17 protein-coding genes are annotated in these 15,493 nt (G+C 67.8%); 9 read left to right on the top strand and 8 right to left on the bottom strand.

Features of this window, described 5'->3' with window-relative positions:
- Nucleotides 1–43 precede the first annotated feature (43 nt).
- A complete protein-coding gene (locus AAFF27_23010) occupies nucleotides 44–1,396 on the bottom strand; it encodes a M23 family metallopeptidase (GenBank protein ID XAH22832.1) in 1,353 nt (450 codons plus the stop codon).
- Nucleotides 1,397–1,588: 192 nt separating this feature from the next.
- Between AAFF27_23010 and tyrS the strand changes: the two genes are divergently transcribed.
- A complete protein-coding gene (gene tyrS / locus AAFF27_23005; GenBank protein XAH22831.1) occupies nucleotides 1,589–2,821 on the top strand; it encodes a tyrosine--tRNA ligase in 1,233 nt (410 codons plus the stop codon).
- A 76-nt stretch (nucleotides 2,822–2,897) separates the two neighbouring features.
- Here the strand turns inward: tyrS and AAFF27_23000 are convergent, their stop codons facing one another.
- Nucleotides 2,898–3,881: a LysR substrate-binding domain-containing protein gene (locus AAFF27_23000; protein ID XAH22830.1), complete on the bottom strand. Its 984-nt coding sequence runs from the start codon at nucleotides 3,879–3,881 to the stop codon at nucleotides 2,898–2,900.
- Nucleotides 3,882–4,065: 184 nt separating this feature from the next.
- On the opposite strand from AAFF27_23000, the gene AAFF27_22995 reads away from it, so the two are divergent.
- The gene (locus AAFF27_22995) at nucleotides 4,066–4,503 is read left to right on the top strand and encodes a DUF2917 domain-containing protein (protein ID XAH22829.1); all 438 of its coding nucleotides are present in this window, start codon (nucleotides 4,066–4,068) and stop codon (nucleotides 4,501–4,503) included.
- A 129-nt stretch (nucleotides 4,504–4,632) separates the two neighbouring features.
- On the top strand, nucleotides 4,633–4,944 hold the full coding sequence (locus AAFF27_22990) for a hypothetical protein (protein XAH22828.1): 312 nt from the start codon (nucleotides 4,633–4,635) through the stop codon (nucleotides 4,942–4,944).
- 11 nt (nucleotides 4,945–4,955) lie between these two features.
- Here AAFF27_22990 and AAFF27_22985 read toward each other — a convergent pair whose 3' ends face one another.
- Nucleotides 4,956–5,819 (bottom strand): DUF6279 family lipoprotein, encoded by an 864-nt coding sequence (locus AAFF27_22985; GenBank protein XAH22827.1) that lies wholly within the window; start codon nucleotides 5,817–5,819, stop codon nucleotides 4,956–4,958.
- A 55-nt stretch (nucleotides 5,820–5,874) separates the two neighbouring features.
- Between AAFF27_22985 and glmU the strand changes: the two genes are divergently transcribed.
- Together glmU and AAFF27_22975 are read left to right on the top strand one after the other, a co-directional pair.
- Nucleotides 5,875–7,284, top strand: a complete 1,410-nt coding sequence (gene glmU / locus AAFF27_22980) for a bifunctional UDP-N-acetylglucosamine diphosphorylase/glucosamine-1-phosphate N-acetyltransferase GlmU (GenBank protein XAH22826.1) — start codon at nucleotides 5,875–5,877, stop codon at nucleotides 7,282–7,284.
- Nucleotides 7,285–7,288: 4 nt separating this feature from the next.
- Nucleotides 7,289–8,032, top strand: a complete 744-nt coding sequence (locus tag AAFF27_22975; protein XAH22825.1) for an ATP-binding protein — start codon at nucleotides 7,289–7,291, stop codon at nucleotides 8,030–8,032.
- A 2-nt stretch (nucleotides 8,033–8,034) separates the two neighbouring features.
- Here AAFF27_22975 and AAFF27_22970 read toward each other — a convergent pair whose 3' ends face one another.
- The 3 genes from AAFF27_22970 to gpmA all read right to left on the bottom strand — a co-directional run bounded on the left by AAFF27_22970 (nucleotide 8,035) and on the right by gpmA (nucleotide 11,137).
- Complete coding sequence (locus tag AAFF27_22970; GenBank protein XAH22824.1) at nucleotides 8,035–8,790, bottom strand: HesA/MoeB/ThiF family protein; 756 nt, start codon at nucleotides 8,788–8,790, stop codon at nucleotides 8,035–8,037.
- A 55-nt stretch (nucleotides 8,791–8,845) separates the two neighbouring features.
- Entirely contained in the window at nucleotides 8,846–10,282 is a 1,437-nt protein-coding gene (locus AAFF27_22965) for a S41 family peptidase (protein ID XAH22823.1), read from the bottom strand.
- Nucleotides 10,283–10,393: 111 nt separating this feature from the next.
- Complete coding sequence (gene gpmA / locus AAFF27_22960; protein XAH22822.1) at nucleotides 10,394–11,137, bottom strand: 2,3-diphosphoglycerate-dependent phosphoglycerate mutase; 744 nt, start codon at nucleotides 11,135–11,137, stop codon at nucleotides 10,394–10,396.
- 123 nt (nucleotides 11,138–11,260) lie between these two features.
- Here gpmA and AAFF27_22955 point away from each other — a divergent pair, with 123 nt between their 5' ends.
- From AAFF27_22955 to AAFF27_22940, 4 genes are all read left to right on the top strand, one after another.
- A complete protein-coding gene (locus AAFF27_22955) occupies nucleotides 11,261–11,668 on the top strand; it encodes a rhodanese-like domain-containing protein (protein XAH22821.1) in 408 nt (135 codons plus the stop codon).
- 32 nt (nucleotides 11,669–11,700) lie between these two features.
- Nucleotides 11,701–11,967, top strand: coding sequence for a glutaredoxin 3 (gene grxC, locus AAFF27_22950; GenBank protein XAH22820.1), 267 nt, complete (start codon nucleotides 11,701–11,703; stop codon nucleotides 11,965–11,967).
- Between the two features lie 98 nt (nucleotides 11,968–12,065).
- Nucleotides 12,066–12,524, top strand: a complete 459-nt coding sequence (secB, locus tag AAFF27_22945) for a protein-export chaperone SecB (protein ID XAH22819.1) — start codon at nucleotides 12,066–12,068, stop codon at nucleotides 12,522–12,524.
- Nucleotides 12,525–12,575: 51 nt separating this feature from the next.
- Nucleotides 12,576–13,577: an NAD(P)H-dependent glycerol-3-phosphate dehydrogenase gene (locus AAFF27_22940; GenBank protein ID XAH22818.1), complete on the top strand. Its 1,002-nt coding sequence runs from the start codon at nucleotides 12,576–12,578 to the stop codon at nucleotides 13,575–13,577.
- A 65-nt stretch (nucleotides 13,578–13,642) separates the two neighbouring features.
- Here the strand turns inward: AAFF27_22940 and AAFF27_22935 are convergent, their stop codons facing one another.
- Both AAFF27_22935 and AAFF27_22930 read right to left on the bottom strand, forming a co-directional pair.
- Nucleotides 13,643–14,329 (bottom strand): FadR/GntR family transcriptional regulator, encoded by a 687-nt coding sequence (locus AAFF27_22935; protein XAH26303.1) that lies wholly within the window; start codon nucleotides 14,327–14,329, stop codon nucleotides 13,643–13,645.
- A gap of 145 nt (nucleotides 14,330–14,474) precedes the next feature.
- Nucleotides 14,475–15,458: a tripartite tricarboxylate transporter substrate binding protein gene (locus AAFF27_22930; protein ID XAH22817.1), complete on the bottom strand. Its 984-nt coding sequence runs from the start codon at nucleotides 15,456–15,458 to the stop codon at nucleotides 14,475–14,477.
- Nucleotides 15,459–15,493 lie beyond the last annotated feature (35 nt).

Raw genomic sequence — 15,493 nt, 5'->3', positions numbered from 1 at the left:
AGGGGGTTGGCGGAGACACGAAGTGCGTAGCCTGGGGGCGAGCTTAGTCCGAACTAGCCAACTCCGACTGGCTGGCGGTCTGCAGTTCGATGCGCATGGTGGCGGCGAGCCGGTCGAACTCAGGTCGCGCCGCAGCGGTGAGCTGGGTAGCCTCGCTCTGGCGCGCGACGGTCATGGGGTCTTCCTGCACGCCGCGCACGCGGAATTCGAAGTGCAGGTGCGGGCCTGTGGCCCAGCCGGTCTGGCCGACATTGCCGATGTTCTGGCCCTGGGCCACGCTCTGGCCGCGGCTGACGTTGATGCGGCTCAGGTGGGCGTAGACCGTGACGTAGTCGTTGCGATGGCGCACGAAGATCACGTTGCCGTAGCCGTTCTGCACGCCGGCGAACTCGACCACGCCGTCGCCCACAGTGCGCACTGGCGTGCCGCTGGGCGCTGCAAAGTCGGTGCCCAGGTGGGCGCGCCATTGCTTGAGGATGGGGTGGAAACGGTTCGAGAAACCGCTGGAGACGCGGGTGAACTGCAGCGGCGCGCTGAGGAAGGCGCGATTCAGGCTCTGGCCGTCCAGCGTGTAGTACGCGCCTTTCTCGCCCTTGGGTTGGAACCACATGGCTTCCAGCGCCTTGCCGTCATTGACGAACTCTGCGCTCAGCACGCGGCCGGGGCGCAGCACTTCGCCGTCGGCTTCTATGGTTTCGTAGACGACGGTGAAGCGGTCGCCCTTGCGCAGGTGACGGCGGAAGTCGATGCTGCTGGAGAAGATTTCGGCGACCTGGTTGGCGACCGATTCGGGGATGTTGGCGGCGTCAGTCGCGGCCAGCAGCGAGGTCTGGATCACGCCGCTGCCCAGGCGGCTGGAGACCGTCGTCGGGGCGGATTCGATGTGGCTGGCAAAGCCGTCAGCGGTCTTCTCGACCACCAGGCGCTGGAACTGCTCGGCGTCGTCTGCGCTCCAGCGCACCGTCAGGCGCAGCAGTCCGTGGTCGTCCGAGGCTTCGGCCGACACCAGCCGGCCGACACGGCCCAGCACTGCCTGGCGGGCGCGTTCGTCGCGGCGCAGGAAGGTGGCGGCGGCTGGGTCATTCACGCCCAGGCGTTGCAGCAGGGAGTCTGCCGTGTCGGTCGAGCGCGTGGTCTCGGTGCGGAACAGGCGCATCTGGTGCATGTCCAGCACTTCCAGCGGCACGGCAGCGGACAAGGGCTGGACAGATTGCAGGATTTGTCTGACAGGCAGATCGGCTGGATCGGGGGCCAGATTGGCCACGGCAAAAGCGCCGCCGCCGCCGAACAGCAGCAGGGCGCCGATGACTGCGGTGACACGTTTGGGATGCCGCTGGACACTGTGGGCTGCACGGGTCAGCAATGCTTCCCCGACGGCCAGGAAACCGTTGTTCAAAAATCTATCCCCAGAAGGAAGTCGCTGTGGCAGGGCGGGAGGCGGAGTCCCGCAGCCTGCAGTGTTCTTGGGAGGTGTTCTTTGCACGCCTCGGTGGCTGCCGGGTGCAAAAAGCAGGCCACTTAAAATCCGAGTGGCGGGCTGGCCGGAAGTATACCGATGCACCAACCTGTGGCATCTGAAAAAACCCTTATGAATCAACCAGTCGTTACAACATACCCCGTTACCGATCGCGTAGGACAAGCACTCGAAATTTCGCTGCGCGGGGCTGACGAATTGCTGCCGCAGTCCGAATGGGTGCAGAAACTCGCGCGCTCGGAGGCCACCGGCACGCCGCTGCGCATCAAGCTGGGGCTGGATCCGACCGCGCCGGACATCCATTTCGGCCACACCGTGGTGCTCAACAAGATGCGCCAGCTGCAGGATCTGGGGCATCAGGTGATCTTCCTGATTGGCGACTTCACGACGCTGATCGGCGACCCGTCCGGGCGCGACACCACCCGCCCGCCGCTGACGGCCGAGCAGATCAAGGTGAATGCTGACACTTATTACAAGCAGGCCAGCCTGGTGCTGGACCCGTCGAAGACCGAGGTTCGCTACAACAGCGAGTGGTGCGGCCCGCTGGGCGCGGTGGGCATGATCCAGCTGGCGTCCAAGTACACGGTGGCGCGGATGATGGAGCGCGACGATTTCCACAAGCGCTTCACCGGCGGCCTGTCGATCAGCCTGCATGAATTCTTGTACCCACTGCTGCAGGGCTATGACTCGGTAGCGCTCAAGAGCGACCTGGAACTGGGCGGCACCGATCAAAAGTTCAATCTGCTGATGGGGCGCCATCTGCAGCAGGAAAGCGGCATGGAGCCGCAGTGTGCACTCACAATGCCGCTGCTTGAGGGCCTGGACGGCGTGCAGAAGATGTCCAAGAGCAAGCACAACTACATCGGCATCAGCGAGGACGCCAACAGCATGTTCGCCAAGACCTTGTCGATCTCCGACGAGCTGATGTGGCGCTGGTACACGCTGCTGAGCTTCCGCTCGCTGGCCGAGATCGCCGCGCTCAAGGCCGAGGTCGAAGGCGGCCGCAACCCCAAGGACGCCAAGGTGGCGCTGGCCAAGGAACTGACGGCGCGCTTCCACAGCGCAGCCGCGGCCGAGGCGGCGGAGCAGGACTTCCAGAACCGCAGCAAGGGCGGCGTGCCGGACGTGATCCCGGAAGTGACGTTGCCAGGCGCGCCCCTGGGAGTGATGGCTTTGCTCAAGCAGGCCGGGCTGGCGCCGTCGACCTCCGAGGCCGGCCGCCTGATCGAGGGCGGCGGCGTGCGGGTGGATGGCAGCCCGGTGTCGGACCGCGGGCTGAAGCTGGATGCCGGCGTCTACGTGGTGCAGGTCGGCAAGCGCAAGTTCGCGCGGGTCACGCTGGCCTGATGGGTTTTTAGAAGAAATATGCCTCTAGCCCAGGTGCAGCCTGGGCTTTTAGCTATTTATTTTGTAGTGGGCGCCGTCAATCCAGGTTGTCTACCGTGTCGGGGTCTTGCACGTCGCCAATGGTCTGGCGCGTGAGGGTGGCCTGCACGCGCAGCCAGTCGCAGAAGGCCTTGACCTCTGGCCGCGCGGCGCGGCGCGGGGCGATCAGCAGCCAGTAGGCCAGCGGCGAATCGAGCTTGTGCTGGGGCAGCACCTCGACCAAATCGCCCGCGGCCAGGCTGTCGGCCACCAGCGGCATGCGGGCCAGCGCCACGCCCTGGCCGGCCAGGGCGGCTTGCGCGATCTGGTGCGCGTAGTTGAAGTACAGCCAGCGCCGCGGCTCCAGGCTGCGCACGCCATGCGCATCGGCCCAGCGCTGCCAGCTCAGCCACTCGGTGTGGTGCGAGTGGTAGAGGTCGCCGGCCTCGATCAGGGTGAAGCGGTTCACGTCGGCCGGCTCGCGCAGCGGCGTGCCGTCTTGCAGCAGCCAGGGGCTGGCGACCACGGCCAGTTGCTCGCCAAACAGGCGCTCGGCATTCATCGCCACGCGCCCGGGCACGCTGTAGCGCAGGGCGACGTCAACGTCAGTCGTTTCCAGGTCCACCGACACGTCGGTGGCGTCGATGCGGATGTCGATGTCCGGGTGGTCGCGCTGGAAGGCCTCCAGCCGCGGGATCAGCCACATCGAGGCAAAAGACGCCCAGGTGCTGATGGACACGCTGCGGCGCCCGGCGGTCTGGCGGATCTGCTGCACCGCGCTGTCCATGTTGTAGAGGCTGGGCTGCACCGCGCGCAGCAGCTGTGCGCCGGCGCCGGTCAGCTCCACCGCGCGGGTATGGCGCAGGAACAGCGGCACGCCGACGTCGTCTTCCAGCGACTGGATCTGCCGGCTGACGGCGGACTGGGTGAGCGACATCTCCTCCGCTGCGGCGCGAAAGTTGAGGTGGCGCGCCACGGCCTCGAAGGCGCGCAGGCAGCCCAGGCCGATGGTGCGGGTGCGCAAGGACAGGTGTGGGGTCATGGGGAAAGGGCTGGGGCGGTCTTCATTGATGCGTTGGCGGAATCAATGCCGAACCGCGATTTCATTGGACCAGGGTCGTGAAGAGCTTGATTATGAGTACCTCTCCCAAACTCCGCAGGAGCTGATCATGGTCCAGGCATTGACAACAAAAGAACAAGAATCGCACGCCGTTATTGGCGGCAGCGTGCGTACTTTCCACACTACCGGCCGCGGCATGGTGGTGCTGCGTCAGGGCGCGGCCTGGATCACCATCGATGCTGGCGGCGCGGCCACGCCCTGGCACCGGCACGGCGCGGCGCCGCGCGGCGGGGATTGGTTCCTGAGCCAGGGCGGGCGGCTGGCCGTGCCGGCCGGGCGCCGTGTGGTGGTGGAGTCGCTGACACCAGAGACCGAGGCCCGGTTCGACTGGCAGCCCGTCAGCGCAGCGATGCCTGACGCGGCCTGGCAACTGGGCCTGGCATTGGCAGCGCGCCGGCTGCGGCGCAGCGTGCGCAGGTGCGCACGGTCTGCAGCGGCGCTGGCGCTTGGGCTGGTGTACTGGGTGGCGCATGCCGCCAGCTCTCGCGGGCGGCCGGCTGAGGTGCCGGCCGAATGCACGGCCGGCGCCGGGCGCAAGCTTTGAGGTGGGCGCTGTAGGCGTCCACTGACGGGCACCGCCCGCCAGAGACGACACGCCGGTGGTGGGCGGCTCCCTACGCTTGATCGTTCTCAGGCGGCCCCTTGCGGGCCGCCAGCCCGATCCGGAGACGCCATGTTCACCCCCCAGCAACCCAACGCCCCCGCGCGCATACCGCCGCGGCCACAGCAACAGCAATCCCGGCGCAGCGCCATGGCGCTCAACTGCCTGCAGCAGCAGCAGGGCGCGACCGAATTCCAGACCGGGCCGCGCAAAGCACTGCCTGCTGGCGTGCAACGCGTGCCAGGGCGAGACCTGCCCCGGCGCGGCAAGCCTGCGGGCACGGAGCCCGCACCAGAGACTGTGCGGGCGCCCGCTGGCGGGCTGCGCAACGCCAGCGAAGTCGAGTCCTATGTCCAGGAAGCCAATCTGAATCAGGATGCTTGAGGGGGGGCAACTCAGCGCGCGGCTTCCAACCGCCGCAGATCGCGCCGGTAGTCCTGCAGCCGCTCCACGGCCGTCTGGCGCTGGGCCGGCGTGGCCAGTGCGTGTACCTGGGCAAAGGCCTCGCAGCCCTCGCGCTGCAGCGCCTGTTGATGGCGGCGCTGGTCCGCGTCGGGCGGGTTGAGGGCCCGCTCGAACAGCGCACGCACGGTGGCGCGCGCCTGCTCTGGCGGCGGCTTGTCTTGCGATAGCTGGGCCAGGGTCTGCAGCAGGTCCTGCTGCCGCAGCAGCATCTCGGCGTAGCGGCGCTGCGGGTCGAAGGCCGAGCGTGCGATGTGCTCCTGCAGCGCCTCACGCTGGGCCGGGCTCAGGCGGCCGTACAGCATCTCGCTGCGCTCGCGTACTTCCTTGAGGCGCCGGGCCCGCCAATCCTCGGGCGTGGCGTCGAGCCAGAGCTTGCGGTACTTGGCGTTGTTGCGTTCGAACTTGCGACGGATGTTGTCGATCTGCTCGGGCTGCAGGCTCAGCGCGGACACGGCCACCACGTCTTCGGCGCGCAGCGTGACGGCCTGCAGCCGCTCGCGCACGCCGTCGAGCAGGCGGCAGGCGCTGTCGGCCGTGATTTCGCGTGGCGCGGCGTCCTGCGCTTGCCGCAGCAGGGCGTCTATCTGCGGCAGCTCGCTGCTGCGGTGCCATTGCTGCAATGCGTCCAGGTCTTCGCGCACCTGGCGCGACTGGTTGCTGTCGAAATCCACATAGCCGTCCAGCCACCAGTAGGCCAGCTGGGGTGACTGGTCATAGGCCAGGCGCATGGTGCTGCAGGCCTGCAGCAGCGCCGTGGCCAGCAGTGCGCCGGCCGCCACGCCGATAATCCGCAACCAAGCTCTGGCCGTGCGTCGGAGCAGTGTCGAACGCAGGCTAGAAGGAAAGTACATGGCGGTGCTGGATGTGGTGGTGATGGCGGCAGGCAAGGGTACGCGGATGAAAAGCCGCCTGCCCAAAGTGTTACACCGGCTTGCCGGGCGCGCGATGCTGCAGCACGTGCTGGATGCCGTGGCACCGCTGGGCGCGCGCCGCGTGGTGGTGGTGACCGGCCACGGCGCCGAGGTGGTTGAGGCCGCGTTGCAACTTGAGGCCCTGCCGTTTGCACTGGCCTTTGCCCGGCAAGAGCCGCAATTGGGCACCGGCCACGCCGTGCAGCAGGCGGCGCCGCTGCTGGGTGAAGACGGCACGGTGCTGGTCTTGAACGGCGACGTGCCCTTGATCGGCACCACTACGCTGCGCGCCCTGGCCGATGCCGCCGCCGATGGCGCGCTGGCCCTGCTCACCATCGAGCTGGACGACCCCAGCGGCTACGGCCGCATCGTGCGCGATGCGCAGGGCGCGGTGCAGGGCATCGTCGAGCACAAGGATGCGACTGACGCCCAGCGCGCCATCCGCGAAACCAACACCGGCATGATGGCCGTGCCCGCGGCGCGCCTGCGCGGCTGGCTGGCGCGGCTGGACAACCGCAATGCCCAGGGCGAGTACTACCTGCCCGACATCGTCGCGCTGGCCGTGGCCGATGGCGTGCCGGTGCGCGTTGTGCGCACGCAGGATGCGGTCGAGGTGGCAGGCATCAACAGCCCGTCGCAATTGGCGGCACTGGAGCGCGCCTACCAGCGCCGCCAGGCCGAGCGCCTGATGGAAGCCGGCGTGCGCCTGGCCGACCCGGCGCGCTTCGACCTGCGCGGCACGCTGCAATGCGAGTCCGATGTAGAGATCGATGTCGGCTGCATCTTCGAAGGCGAAGTGAGCCTGGGCGAGGGCGTGCGCATTGGTGCGCACTGCGTCATTGCCAACGCGCAGATCGCCGCTGGCGCGGTGATCCATCCGTTCAGCCACGTGGCGGGCGAGCGCAGCGGCAAGGCCGGCCCGGTCGAGGTGGGCGAGGGCGCGTTGGTAGGCCCCTTCGCGCGGCTGCGGCCTGGTGCGCGGCTGGGCGCGCAGGTGCACATCGGCAACTTTGTCGAGGTCAAGAATTCCACCCTGGCCGAAGGCGCCAAGGCCAACCATCTGGCCTACCTGGGCGACGCCACCGTGGGCGCGCGGGTCAACTACGGCGCGGGCAGCATCACCGCCAACTACGACGGCGTGAACAAGCACCGCACGGTGATTGGCGACGACGTGCATATCGGCAGCAACTGCGTGCTGGTGGCGCCGGTCACGCTGGGCGCGGGCAGCACGGTGGGCGGGGGCTCGACCATCAGCAAGGACACGCCGCCCGGCGCCCTGGCCGTGTCGCGCGCGCGGCAGGTCAACCTGCCGGACTGGAAGCGCCCGGTGCGCAAGACGGAAGGCTAGAGGTATGGGCACGTCGCCGCCTGATGTCGCCGCGCTGCAGGCCGAACTGGCTGCGGCACGCGCCGAACTGGAGGACTTCTTCCGCGTCGCCTCGCACGACTTGCGCGCGCCGCTGCGCCACTTGAAGGCCTTTGGCGGCCTGCTGCGCGAGCGGCTGGAAGACCTGGGCAGCGATGACGAGGCGCTGAGCTTTCTGGCCAACATGGAGCAATCCACCGCGTTGATGGGCCGCATGGTCGATGGCTTGCTGGGGCTGTCGCGCATAGGCCGCGCGCCGCTCACCGTGCTGCCGCTGGACCTGGCCGCGCTGGCGGCCGAGGTGCGCGACGGCCTGCAGGCCGAGGCCGCCGGTCGCAACGTGGCCTGGCACATCGCGCCCGATCTGCCGGCCTGCCAAGGCGACCCGGCGCTGCTGCGACAACTGCTGCAACACCTGCTGGGCAATGCGCTCAAGTTCACGCGGCGCCAGCCTGCGGCGCAGATCGCGGTCGGCTGGCAGCGCGGGACGCAAGGCGCGGCAGAAATCTTTGTGCGCGACAACGGCGCGGGCTTCAACCCAGCCGCAGCGGGCCGGCTGTTTGGCGTGTTCGAGCGTCTGCACGGCACCTCGGAGTTCGAAGGCCTGGGCCTGGGCCTGGCGGCGGTGCGCCGCATCGCCGAGCGCCACGGCGGCAGCGTGCGGGCAGAGGGCGCGCTGGACGCGGGCTGCACCGTCTATGTGCGGCTGGCCGCTGCCGCACAGGAATAGCTTCAGGGTCGTCGTGCGCTGCACACGGGGCAGGCTACATCGCGTGCAACGCGCACCTCGCTCCACTCCATGCGGCGGGCGTCCACCATGCGCAGCCGCTGGAGCAACGGGGCGCCGCGCCCGAGCAGCACTGTCAGCGCATCGGCGGCCTGTGCGGCGCCAATGAGGCCTACCAGGGGCGCGAACACGCCCATGGTGGCGCAGGCGGTTTCCTCGACCTGCGATTGCGGCGGGAAGACGCAGGCGTAGCAGGGCGAGGCCGCATCGCGCACGTCGTACACGCCCAGTTGCCCATCAAAGCGCAGCGCCGCGCCCGACACCAGCGGCCGGCCATGGCGCACACAGGCGGCGTTGATCAGTTGCCGGATCGCAAAGCCGTCGGTGCAATCCAGCACCAGGTCGGCTTGGGGCACCAGGCGCTCCAGGCAGGCGGCGTCGGCCTGTTCGGCCAGGGGCTGCAGCTGCACCAACGGGTTGAGTGCCTGGATCGAGGCCGCGGCTGACGCCACCTTGTGCCAGCCAATACGCTCGGTACTGTGCGCGATCTGCCGCTGCAGGTTGGTGAGGTCGACGCGGTCGTGGTCCACCAGGGTCATGCGGCCGACGCCTGCCGCGCCCAGGTACAGCGCCGCGGCGCAGCCCAGGCCGCCCAGGCCCACCACCAGCACATGCGCGTCCTGCAGGCGCTGCTGCCCCTCGATGCCGATCTCGTCGAGCAGGATGTGGCGGGAATAGCGCAGAAGGTCTTGGTCGTCCATACGAAAAAAAGCCCCGCGCGGCGTACCGGCGGGGCGTTGGCGCGCAGGCGCGCCTTTAGTTTTCCTTTTTGTCTTCGGTAGCGCGCTCGACCTGGGTCTTGCTCACAACCACCGGCTGGCCCTTGAGGCGATTGATGGCCTGCGCCAGCTGGAAGTCCTTGTCGGAGCCGAACTCCGGCGCCCGTGGCGCCGGCTTGTTGCCTTCGGCTTCGAGCTTCTTGATGGCTTCCTGGCGGGCGCGCTCGCGGGCTTCGTCCTTCTTCTCTTCGCCCTGGCCGCTGTTGAGATGCTTCTCGAGGTCGGCTTCCCGCGTGCGCAGGGCGGAGAACAGGTTGCCCTCCAGTGTCTCGTCGATCATCACGTCGGGCACGATACCGGTGGCCTGGATCGACTTGCCGCTAGGCGTGTAGTAGCGCGCGGTGGTGATCTTCAGGCCGGTGTCCGGGCCCAGTGGGCGCACGGTTTGTACCGAGCCTTTGCCGAAGGTCTGGCTGCCCATGATGATGGCGCGCTTGTGGTCCTTGAGCGCGCCGGCCACGATTTCGCTGGCCGAGGCCGAGCCTTCATTGACCAGCACCACCATGGGCACGGTCTTGAGTGCGGCCGGCAGGCGGCGCAGCGGGTCGGTGCTGCCGGGGCGGCGCAGGTAGTCTGCGGGCTCTGCCTTGTAGGCGGCCTTGCTCTCGGCCAGTTGGCCGTCGGTCGTGACCACGGTGACGCCGGCAGGCAGGAAGGCAGCGGAGACAGCCACGGCCGAGTCCAGCAGGCCGCCCGGATCGTTGCGCAGGTCCAGCACCAGGCCCTTGATGTTCGGGTTCTGCTTGTAGAGCTCGTCGACCTTGGCGACGAAGTCGTCAACCGTGCGCTCCTGGAACTGCGACAGACGCAGCCAGGCGTAGCCGGGCTCGATGATCTTGCCGCGCACCGACTGGGTACGGATCTCTTCGCGCGTGATGGTGACCGGGAAGGTACGCGACTCGTCCTTGCGGAACAGTGTCAGCGTGACCTGGGTGCCGGGCTCGCCACGCATGCGCTTGACGGCGTCGTTTAGGGCCAGACCCTTGACGGCCGTGTCGTCGATCTTGGTGATGAGGTCGTTGGTCTTGATGCCGGCGCGGAAGGCTGGCGAGCCCTCGATGGGTGAAACTACCTTGATCAGGCCGTCTTCTTGCGATATCTCTATGCCAACGCCCACGAAACGGCCGGTGGTGCCTTCGCGGAATTCCTTGAAGCTCTTCTTGTCGAAGTACTGGGAGTGCGGATCAAGGCTGGCCACCATGCCGGAGATGGCATCGGTGATGAGCTTTTTGTCGTCCACTGGCTCGACATAGTCCGTCTTGATCATGCCGTAGACGGCGGCGAGCTGCTGCAGCTCTTCGAGTGGCAGCGGACTGAGGGCGCTGCGCGCCACGGTCTGCAAGGAGACGGTGGTCAGCGCGCCGGCGACGACGCCTACGGAGATCCAGCCTGCGATTCGGAGTTTCTGACCCATATAACCTCTGGTTAACCGCTTCAATATACACCTTGGAAGTGCTGCGGCCGAAAGGGTTCCCTAGCGCTGGAGCGGCGCGCCGGGGCAAGCCCGGCGCGCCATTTAAGCTTTTTAGCCTTTGCCTTGGGCGGCGACTGCCGCCGCGGCCTTGGCTGCGGCCTCGGCGTCGCCCAGATAGTAGTGGCGCAGCGGCTTCAGATCGGCGTCCAGTTCGTACACCAGCGGGATGCCGTTCGGGATGTTCAGGCCGACGATGTCGGTCTCGGAGATGCCGTCCAGGTACTTGATCAGGGCGCGGATGGAGTTGCCGTGCGCGGCCACGACCACGCGCTTGCCGGCGCGGATGGCCGGCGCCATGGCTTCGTTCCAGAAGGGCAGGACCCGGGCGACGGTGTCTTTCAGGCATTCGGTGAGCGGCAGCTCGCCGGGTTGCAGCTTGGCATAGCGGCGGTCGCCGCCTTCGCCGCGCGGGTCGGCTGCGTCCAGCGGCGGCGGCGGCGTGTCGTAGCTGCGGCGCCACACCAGCACCTGGGCGTCGCCGTATTCCTTGGCCATGTCGGCCTTGTTGAGGCCTTGCAGCGCGCCGTAGTGGCGCTCGTTCAGGCGCCAGCTGTGCACCACCGGCAGCCAGGTGCGGTCCATTTCGTCGAGCGTGTGCCAGAGCGTGCGCGTGGCGCGCTTGAGCACGCTGGTGTAGGCGACGTCGAAGTCATAGCCCTCGTCGCGCAGCAGCCGGCCAGCGGTCTTGGCCTGCTCGACGCCGGTGGGCGTGAGGTCTACGTCGGTCCAGCCGGTAAAGCGGTTTTCGAGGTTCCAGGTGGATTCGCCGTGGCGAATCAGGACGAGCTTGTACAAGGGAAGGCCTTTCGTGGCGGGGGCTTGGAGGGGGTGAAAAAGGGGCGCCAAGCCCGCCATTCTAAAATTGCCGGGTTTTGCCTCTCCACCGGCCTGGTCCAGGCCCTGCCCCCAAGGATTCCCGTGAATTTCATCATCGACAACTGGTCGCTCTTCCTTATCGCCATCGCCGCGGGCGGCATGCTGGTCTGGCCCCTGATCAAGGGCGCCACCAGCGGCGCCCTGACGCCGGCGCGCGCGGTGCAGCTCATCAACCGCGAGAAGGCGGTGCTGATCGACGTGAGCGAGACCGAGGAATATGCCCAGCAGCATGCCGGCGGTGCCAAGAACGTGCCCCTGGGTGAACTGGAGGCGCGCCTGCCGGCCGTGGTGAAGAACAAGGCGCTGCCGGTGATCCTGGTCTGCCCCACCGGCGGGCGGGCCAACCGGGCGCTGGCCATTGCCAAGAAACTCGGTTACGAGCAGGCCCAAGTGCTGGCCGGCGGGCTGAAGGCGTGGAAAGAAGCTAATCTGCCGGTTGACAAGGGTTAAACCCCGTATCTAGCCGACTTCTACCCACGCCTATGCAATCCGTCACCATGTACACCACGGCCGTTTGCCCTTACTGCATTCGCGCCAAGCAAATCCTCAAGTCCAAGGGCGTCGAGGCGATCGAAGAGATCCGCATCGACACTGACCCGGCCGCGCGCAACGCCATGATGGAGCGCACCGGCCGCCGCACCGTGCCGCAGATCTACGTCGGCGACACCCATGTGGGCGGCTGCGACGACCTGATGGCGCTGGAAGGCCGTGGCGGCCTGGTGCCGTTGCTGGAAGGTGCCTCGGCTTAAATCCGAGCCTCAGAGATAGAGATAATGCATGCCGAGCGCCTGCTGGGGAGTCTCCCCGGCAGGCTTTGTTTTTTTGACCCGAAGCACTACTGCACACCATGTCCGACCAGCAAGAACCCGTGTTCCAGATCCAGCGCGTCTACCTGAAGGACCTGTCGCTCGAACAACCGAATTCGCCCGCCATCCTGCTGGAGCAGGAACAGCCCACCGTCGACATCCAGCTCGGCGTGGACGCGCAGCCGGTGGCCGAAGGCATCTTCGAGGTGTCGGTAACGGCCACGGTGCAGACCAAGATCAAGGACAAGACCGTGTTCCTGGTCGAAGCCAAGCAAGCCGGCATTTTTGAAGTGCGCAACCTGCCGGAAGACCAGGTTGGCCAGATCCTGGGCATCGCCTGCCCGCAGATCGTCTATCCCTACCTGCGCGGCAACGTGGCTGACATCATCCAGCGTGGCGGCTTCCCGCCGGTGCACCTGGCCGAGATCAACTTCCAGGCCATGTACGAGCAGCAGCAGGCGCAAGCCGCTGGCGAGCAGCCGCAAGGCCTGCCGCAGTAATTTTCTGACGCTTTTAGCCCTCAAGCCGTTGCCCTGCAACGGCTTTTTGCTATGAAAATAGTAGTAATTGGTGCAGGTGCCTGGGGCACGGCCATGGCGATTGCCGCGGCGGCCGCGGGTGCGCATGCGGTGCAGCTCTGGGCGCGCGACCCGGCGCAGGCGGCGGCGCTGGAGCGCGCGCGTGAAAACGCCCGCTACCTGCCGGGCGCGGCGCTGCCGCCGGCGCTGTCGGTGGCGTCTGGCCCGCTGACGGCGCTGCTGCCGGAGGCCGAACTGGTCATCGTCGCTACGCCTATTGCCGCGCTGCGCGGCGTGCTGGCGCAGTTGGCGGGGCTGACGGTGCCGGTGGCCTGGTTGTGCAAGGGCTTTGAGGCGGCCAGCGGCGATGGCGCCTTCGGTCTGCTGCCGCACGAGGTCTGTGCCCAGGTGGCGCCCGCGCTGGCCGCGGGCACGCTGAGCGGGCCCAGCTTTGCGCAGGAAGTGGCGCACGGCCAGCCGACGGCGCTGGTGGCCGCCAGTGCCGATGCGGCAGTGCGCGCCGCGCTGGTGGCGGCCTTTCATGGGCCGGCGCTGCGCGTCTATGCCAATGACGACGTGGTTGGCGTGGAGGTGGGCGGCGCGGTAAAGAACGTGATGGCGATTGCCACCGGCCTGTGCGATGGCTTGCAGCTGGGCCTGAACGCGCGCGCGGCGCTGATCACGCGCGGCCTGGCCGAGATGTCGCGCCTGGGGCTGGCGCTGGGCGCGCAGGCCGAGACTTTCATGGGCTTGTCCGGCCTGGGCGACCTGGTGCTGACCTCCACCGGCGACCTGAGCCGCAACCGCCGCGTCGGCCTGCTGCTGGCCGAGGGCCGCACGCTGCAGCAGGCGGTGGATTCGCTGGGCCACGTGGCAGAAGGCGTGTACTGCGCCCGCACCGTGGTGCAGCGCGCGCGCCGGCTGGGCCTGGAGATGCCGATTGCCGAGGCGGTGGTGGCGCTGCTGAATGGCGCGCTGCGGCCAGAGCAGGCCGTAGCGGCGCTGATGGGGCGCGGCCCGGCGCCAGAGAAATAATGGTCTTTTAGGCCTCTAGCCCAGGTGCGGCCTGGGCTTATAGCTACTAAATTAGTAGCAGTTGTCTACTGATCCTGCTTGCGGTCCAGCAGCCGCTCGCGCGCCTGCTGCAGGTGGAACTGCATGGCGGTGCGGGCGCGTTCGCCGTCGCGTGCGTCGATTGCGTCGACGATGGCCTGGTGCTCGTCCACCACCTTCTGCGCGCGGCGGCTGGAGCCGGTGGTGCGGGTCAGGCTCAGGCTCAGGCGCATGAAGCCCGATAGCGCCTCGTGGGTGTTGTCGAGCACGTGCAGGTAGAACTCGTTGCCGGTGGCCTCGGCAATGCTGCGGTGAAAGGCCAGGTCGTCGGCCGGCACCATGCCGCCTTGCAGCGCGCTCTCGGCAAAGGTGCGGTGCGCGGCCTCTATCGCGGTCATTTGTGCGGCGGTGCGGCGCAGCGCGGCCAGGCGCGCGGTGTCGCCCTCGACGGCGATGCGCACTTCCTGGCAGCGCAGGTAGGCGGCGACGTTCTCGGCGCCGGCAAAGGTCTTGAGGCGCGGCGCCGGCTGGCTGCTGACGAAGGTGCCCAGGCCTTGCTGCGCGGTGACCAGGCCGTCGGCGCGCAGGCGCAGCAGCGCCTCGCGCACCACGGGGCGCGAGACGCCGAACATCTCCGAGATTTCGTTTTCAGACGGTAGCTGGTCGCCCACATTGAGGCGGCCGGAGACGATCTGGTCGAACACCTGGGCGTAGAGCTGGTCGCTCAGGCGCATGCGCTGGCCGGGCTCCAGCGACAGCGGCACGCCGCTGTCCTTGCGCAGTTGCAGGGGGGCGCTTGCGCGCTTGCGTCCAGCCAACGTGATGGTCCTTTGTTCCAGAGACAAAGCCGCGATGGTAGCCGGGGCGCGCAGCGGCCCGCTACTCGAGCTTGACGCCGGTGGCCTTCACCACCTGCGCCCACTTCTCGACTTCCTTTTGCTGGAAGACGCCGAACTGCTCGGGCGTCATGTTGGAGGGCTGCATGCCCAGGCTCTTCAGGCGCTCTTGCATTTCGTCGGTGTGCAGCACCTTGAGGATTTCGTGGCTGAAGCGGTCGATGATGGGCTTGGGCGTGCCGGCCGGCGCGAAGATGCCCTGCCAGGAGGTGACCTCGAAATCTGGCACCGTCTCTGCCACGGTCGGCACGTCGGGCATGCTGTCGAGCCGCTTGGCCGAGCTGACCGCCAACGCGCGCACCTTGCCGCTCTGGATGTGCGGGCCGGCCACCACGGTGGTGTCGAACATCATGTCGACCTGGCCGGCCATCACGTCCTGGATGGCGGGGCCGCTGCCCTTGTAGGGCACGTGCACGAACTTGGCGCCGGCCTTGTAGCCCAGCAGCTCCAGCGACATGTGCTGCGAAGTGCCGTTGCCGGCCGAGGCCGAGGTGATGGTGCCGGGCTTGGCCTTGGCGGCGGCGATCACGTCCTTCAGCGACTTGAAGGGGCTCTTCTCGCCCACGATCAGCACCACCGGGTTGGCACCGATCAGCACGATCGGCGCAAAGGACTTGATCGGGTCGTAGCCGAGCTTGGGATAGAGGCTGACGTTGATGGCGTGCGAGCTGACCGTGCCGCCGACGATGGTGTAGCCGTCGGCCGGTGCGCGCGAGGCCAGCTCGGAGCCGATGCTGCCGCCCGCGCCGGCGCGGTTCTCGACGACGAAGGTGGTGCCCATCGCGGCGCCGGTCTTCTGGCCGATCAGCCGCGCCAGGATGTCGGTGGTGCCGCCGGTGGGGAAGGGCACGACGTAGCTGATCGGCTTGGTCGGCCACTTGTCTTGTGCCAGGGCGGCCAGGGGCAGGGCGCCCAGGGCGGCGAGGCTGCAGGCGCTCAGGGCGAAGCGGCGGCGTTGGTGGTTCATGCTTGTCTCCTTATGGATGGGGGAAAGGGGTGTGC

The organism is Xylophilus sp. GW821-FHT01B05 (assembly GCA_038961845.1).
GTDB lineage: Bacteria > Pseudomonadota > Gammaproteobacteria > Burkholderiales > Burkholderiaceae_C > Xylophilus.
The sequence above is the reverse complement of the archived record's forward strand: the minus strand, read 5'-3'. Positions and strand labels throughout refer to the sequence as shown.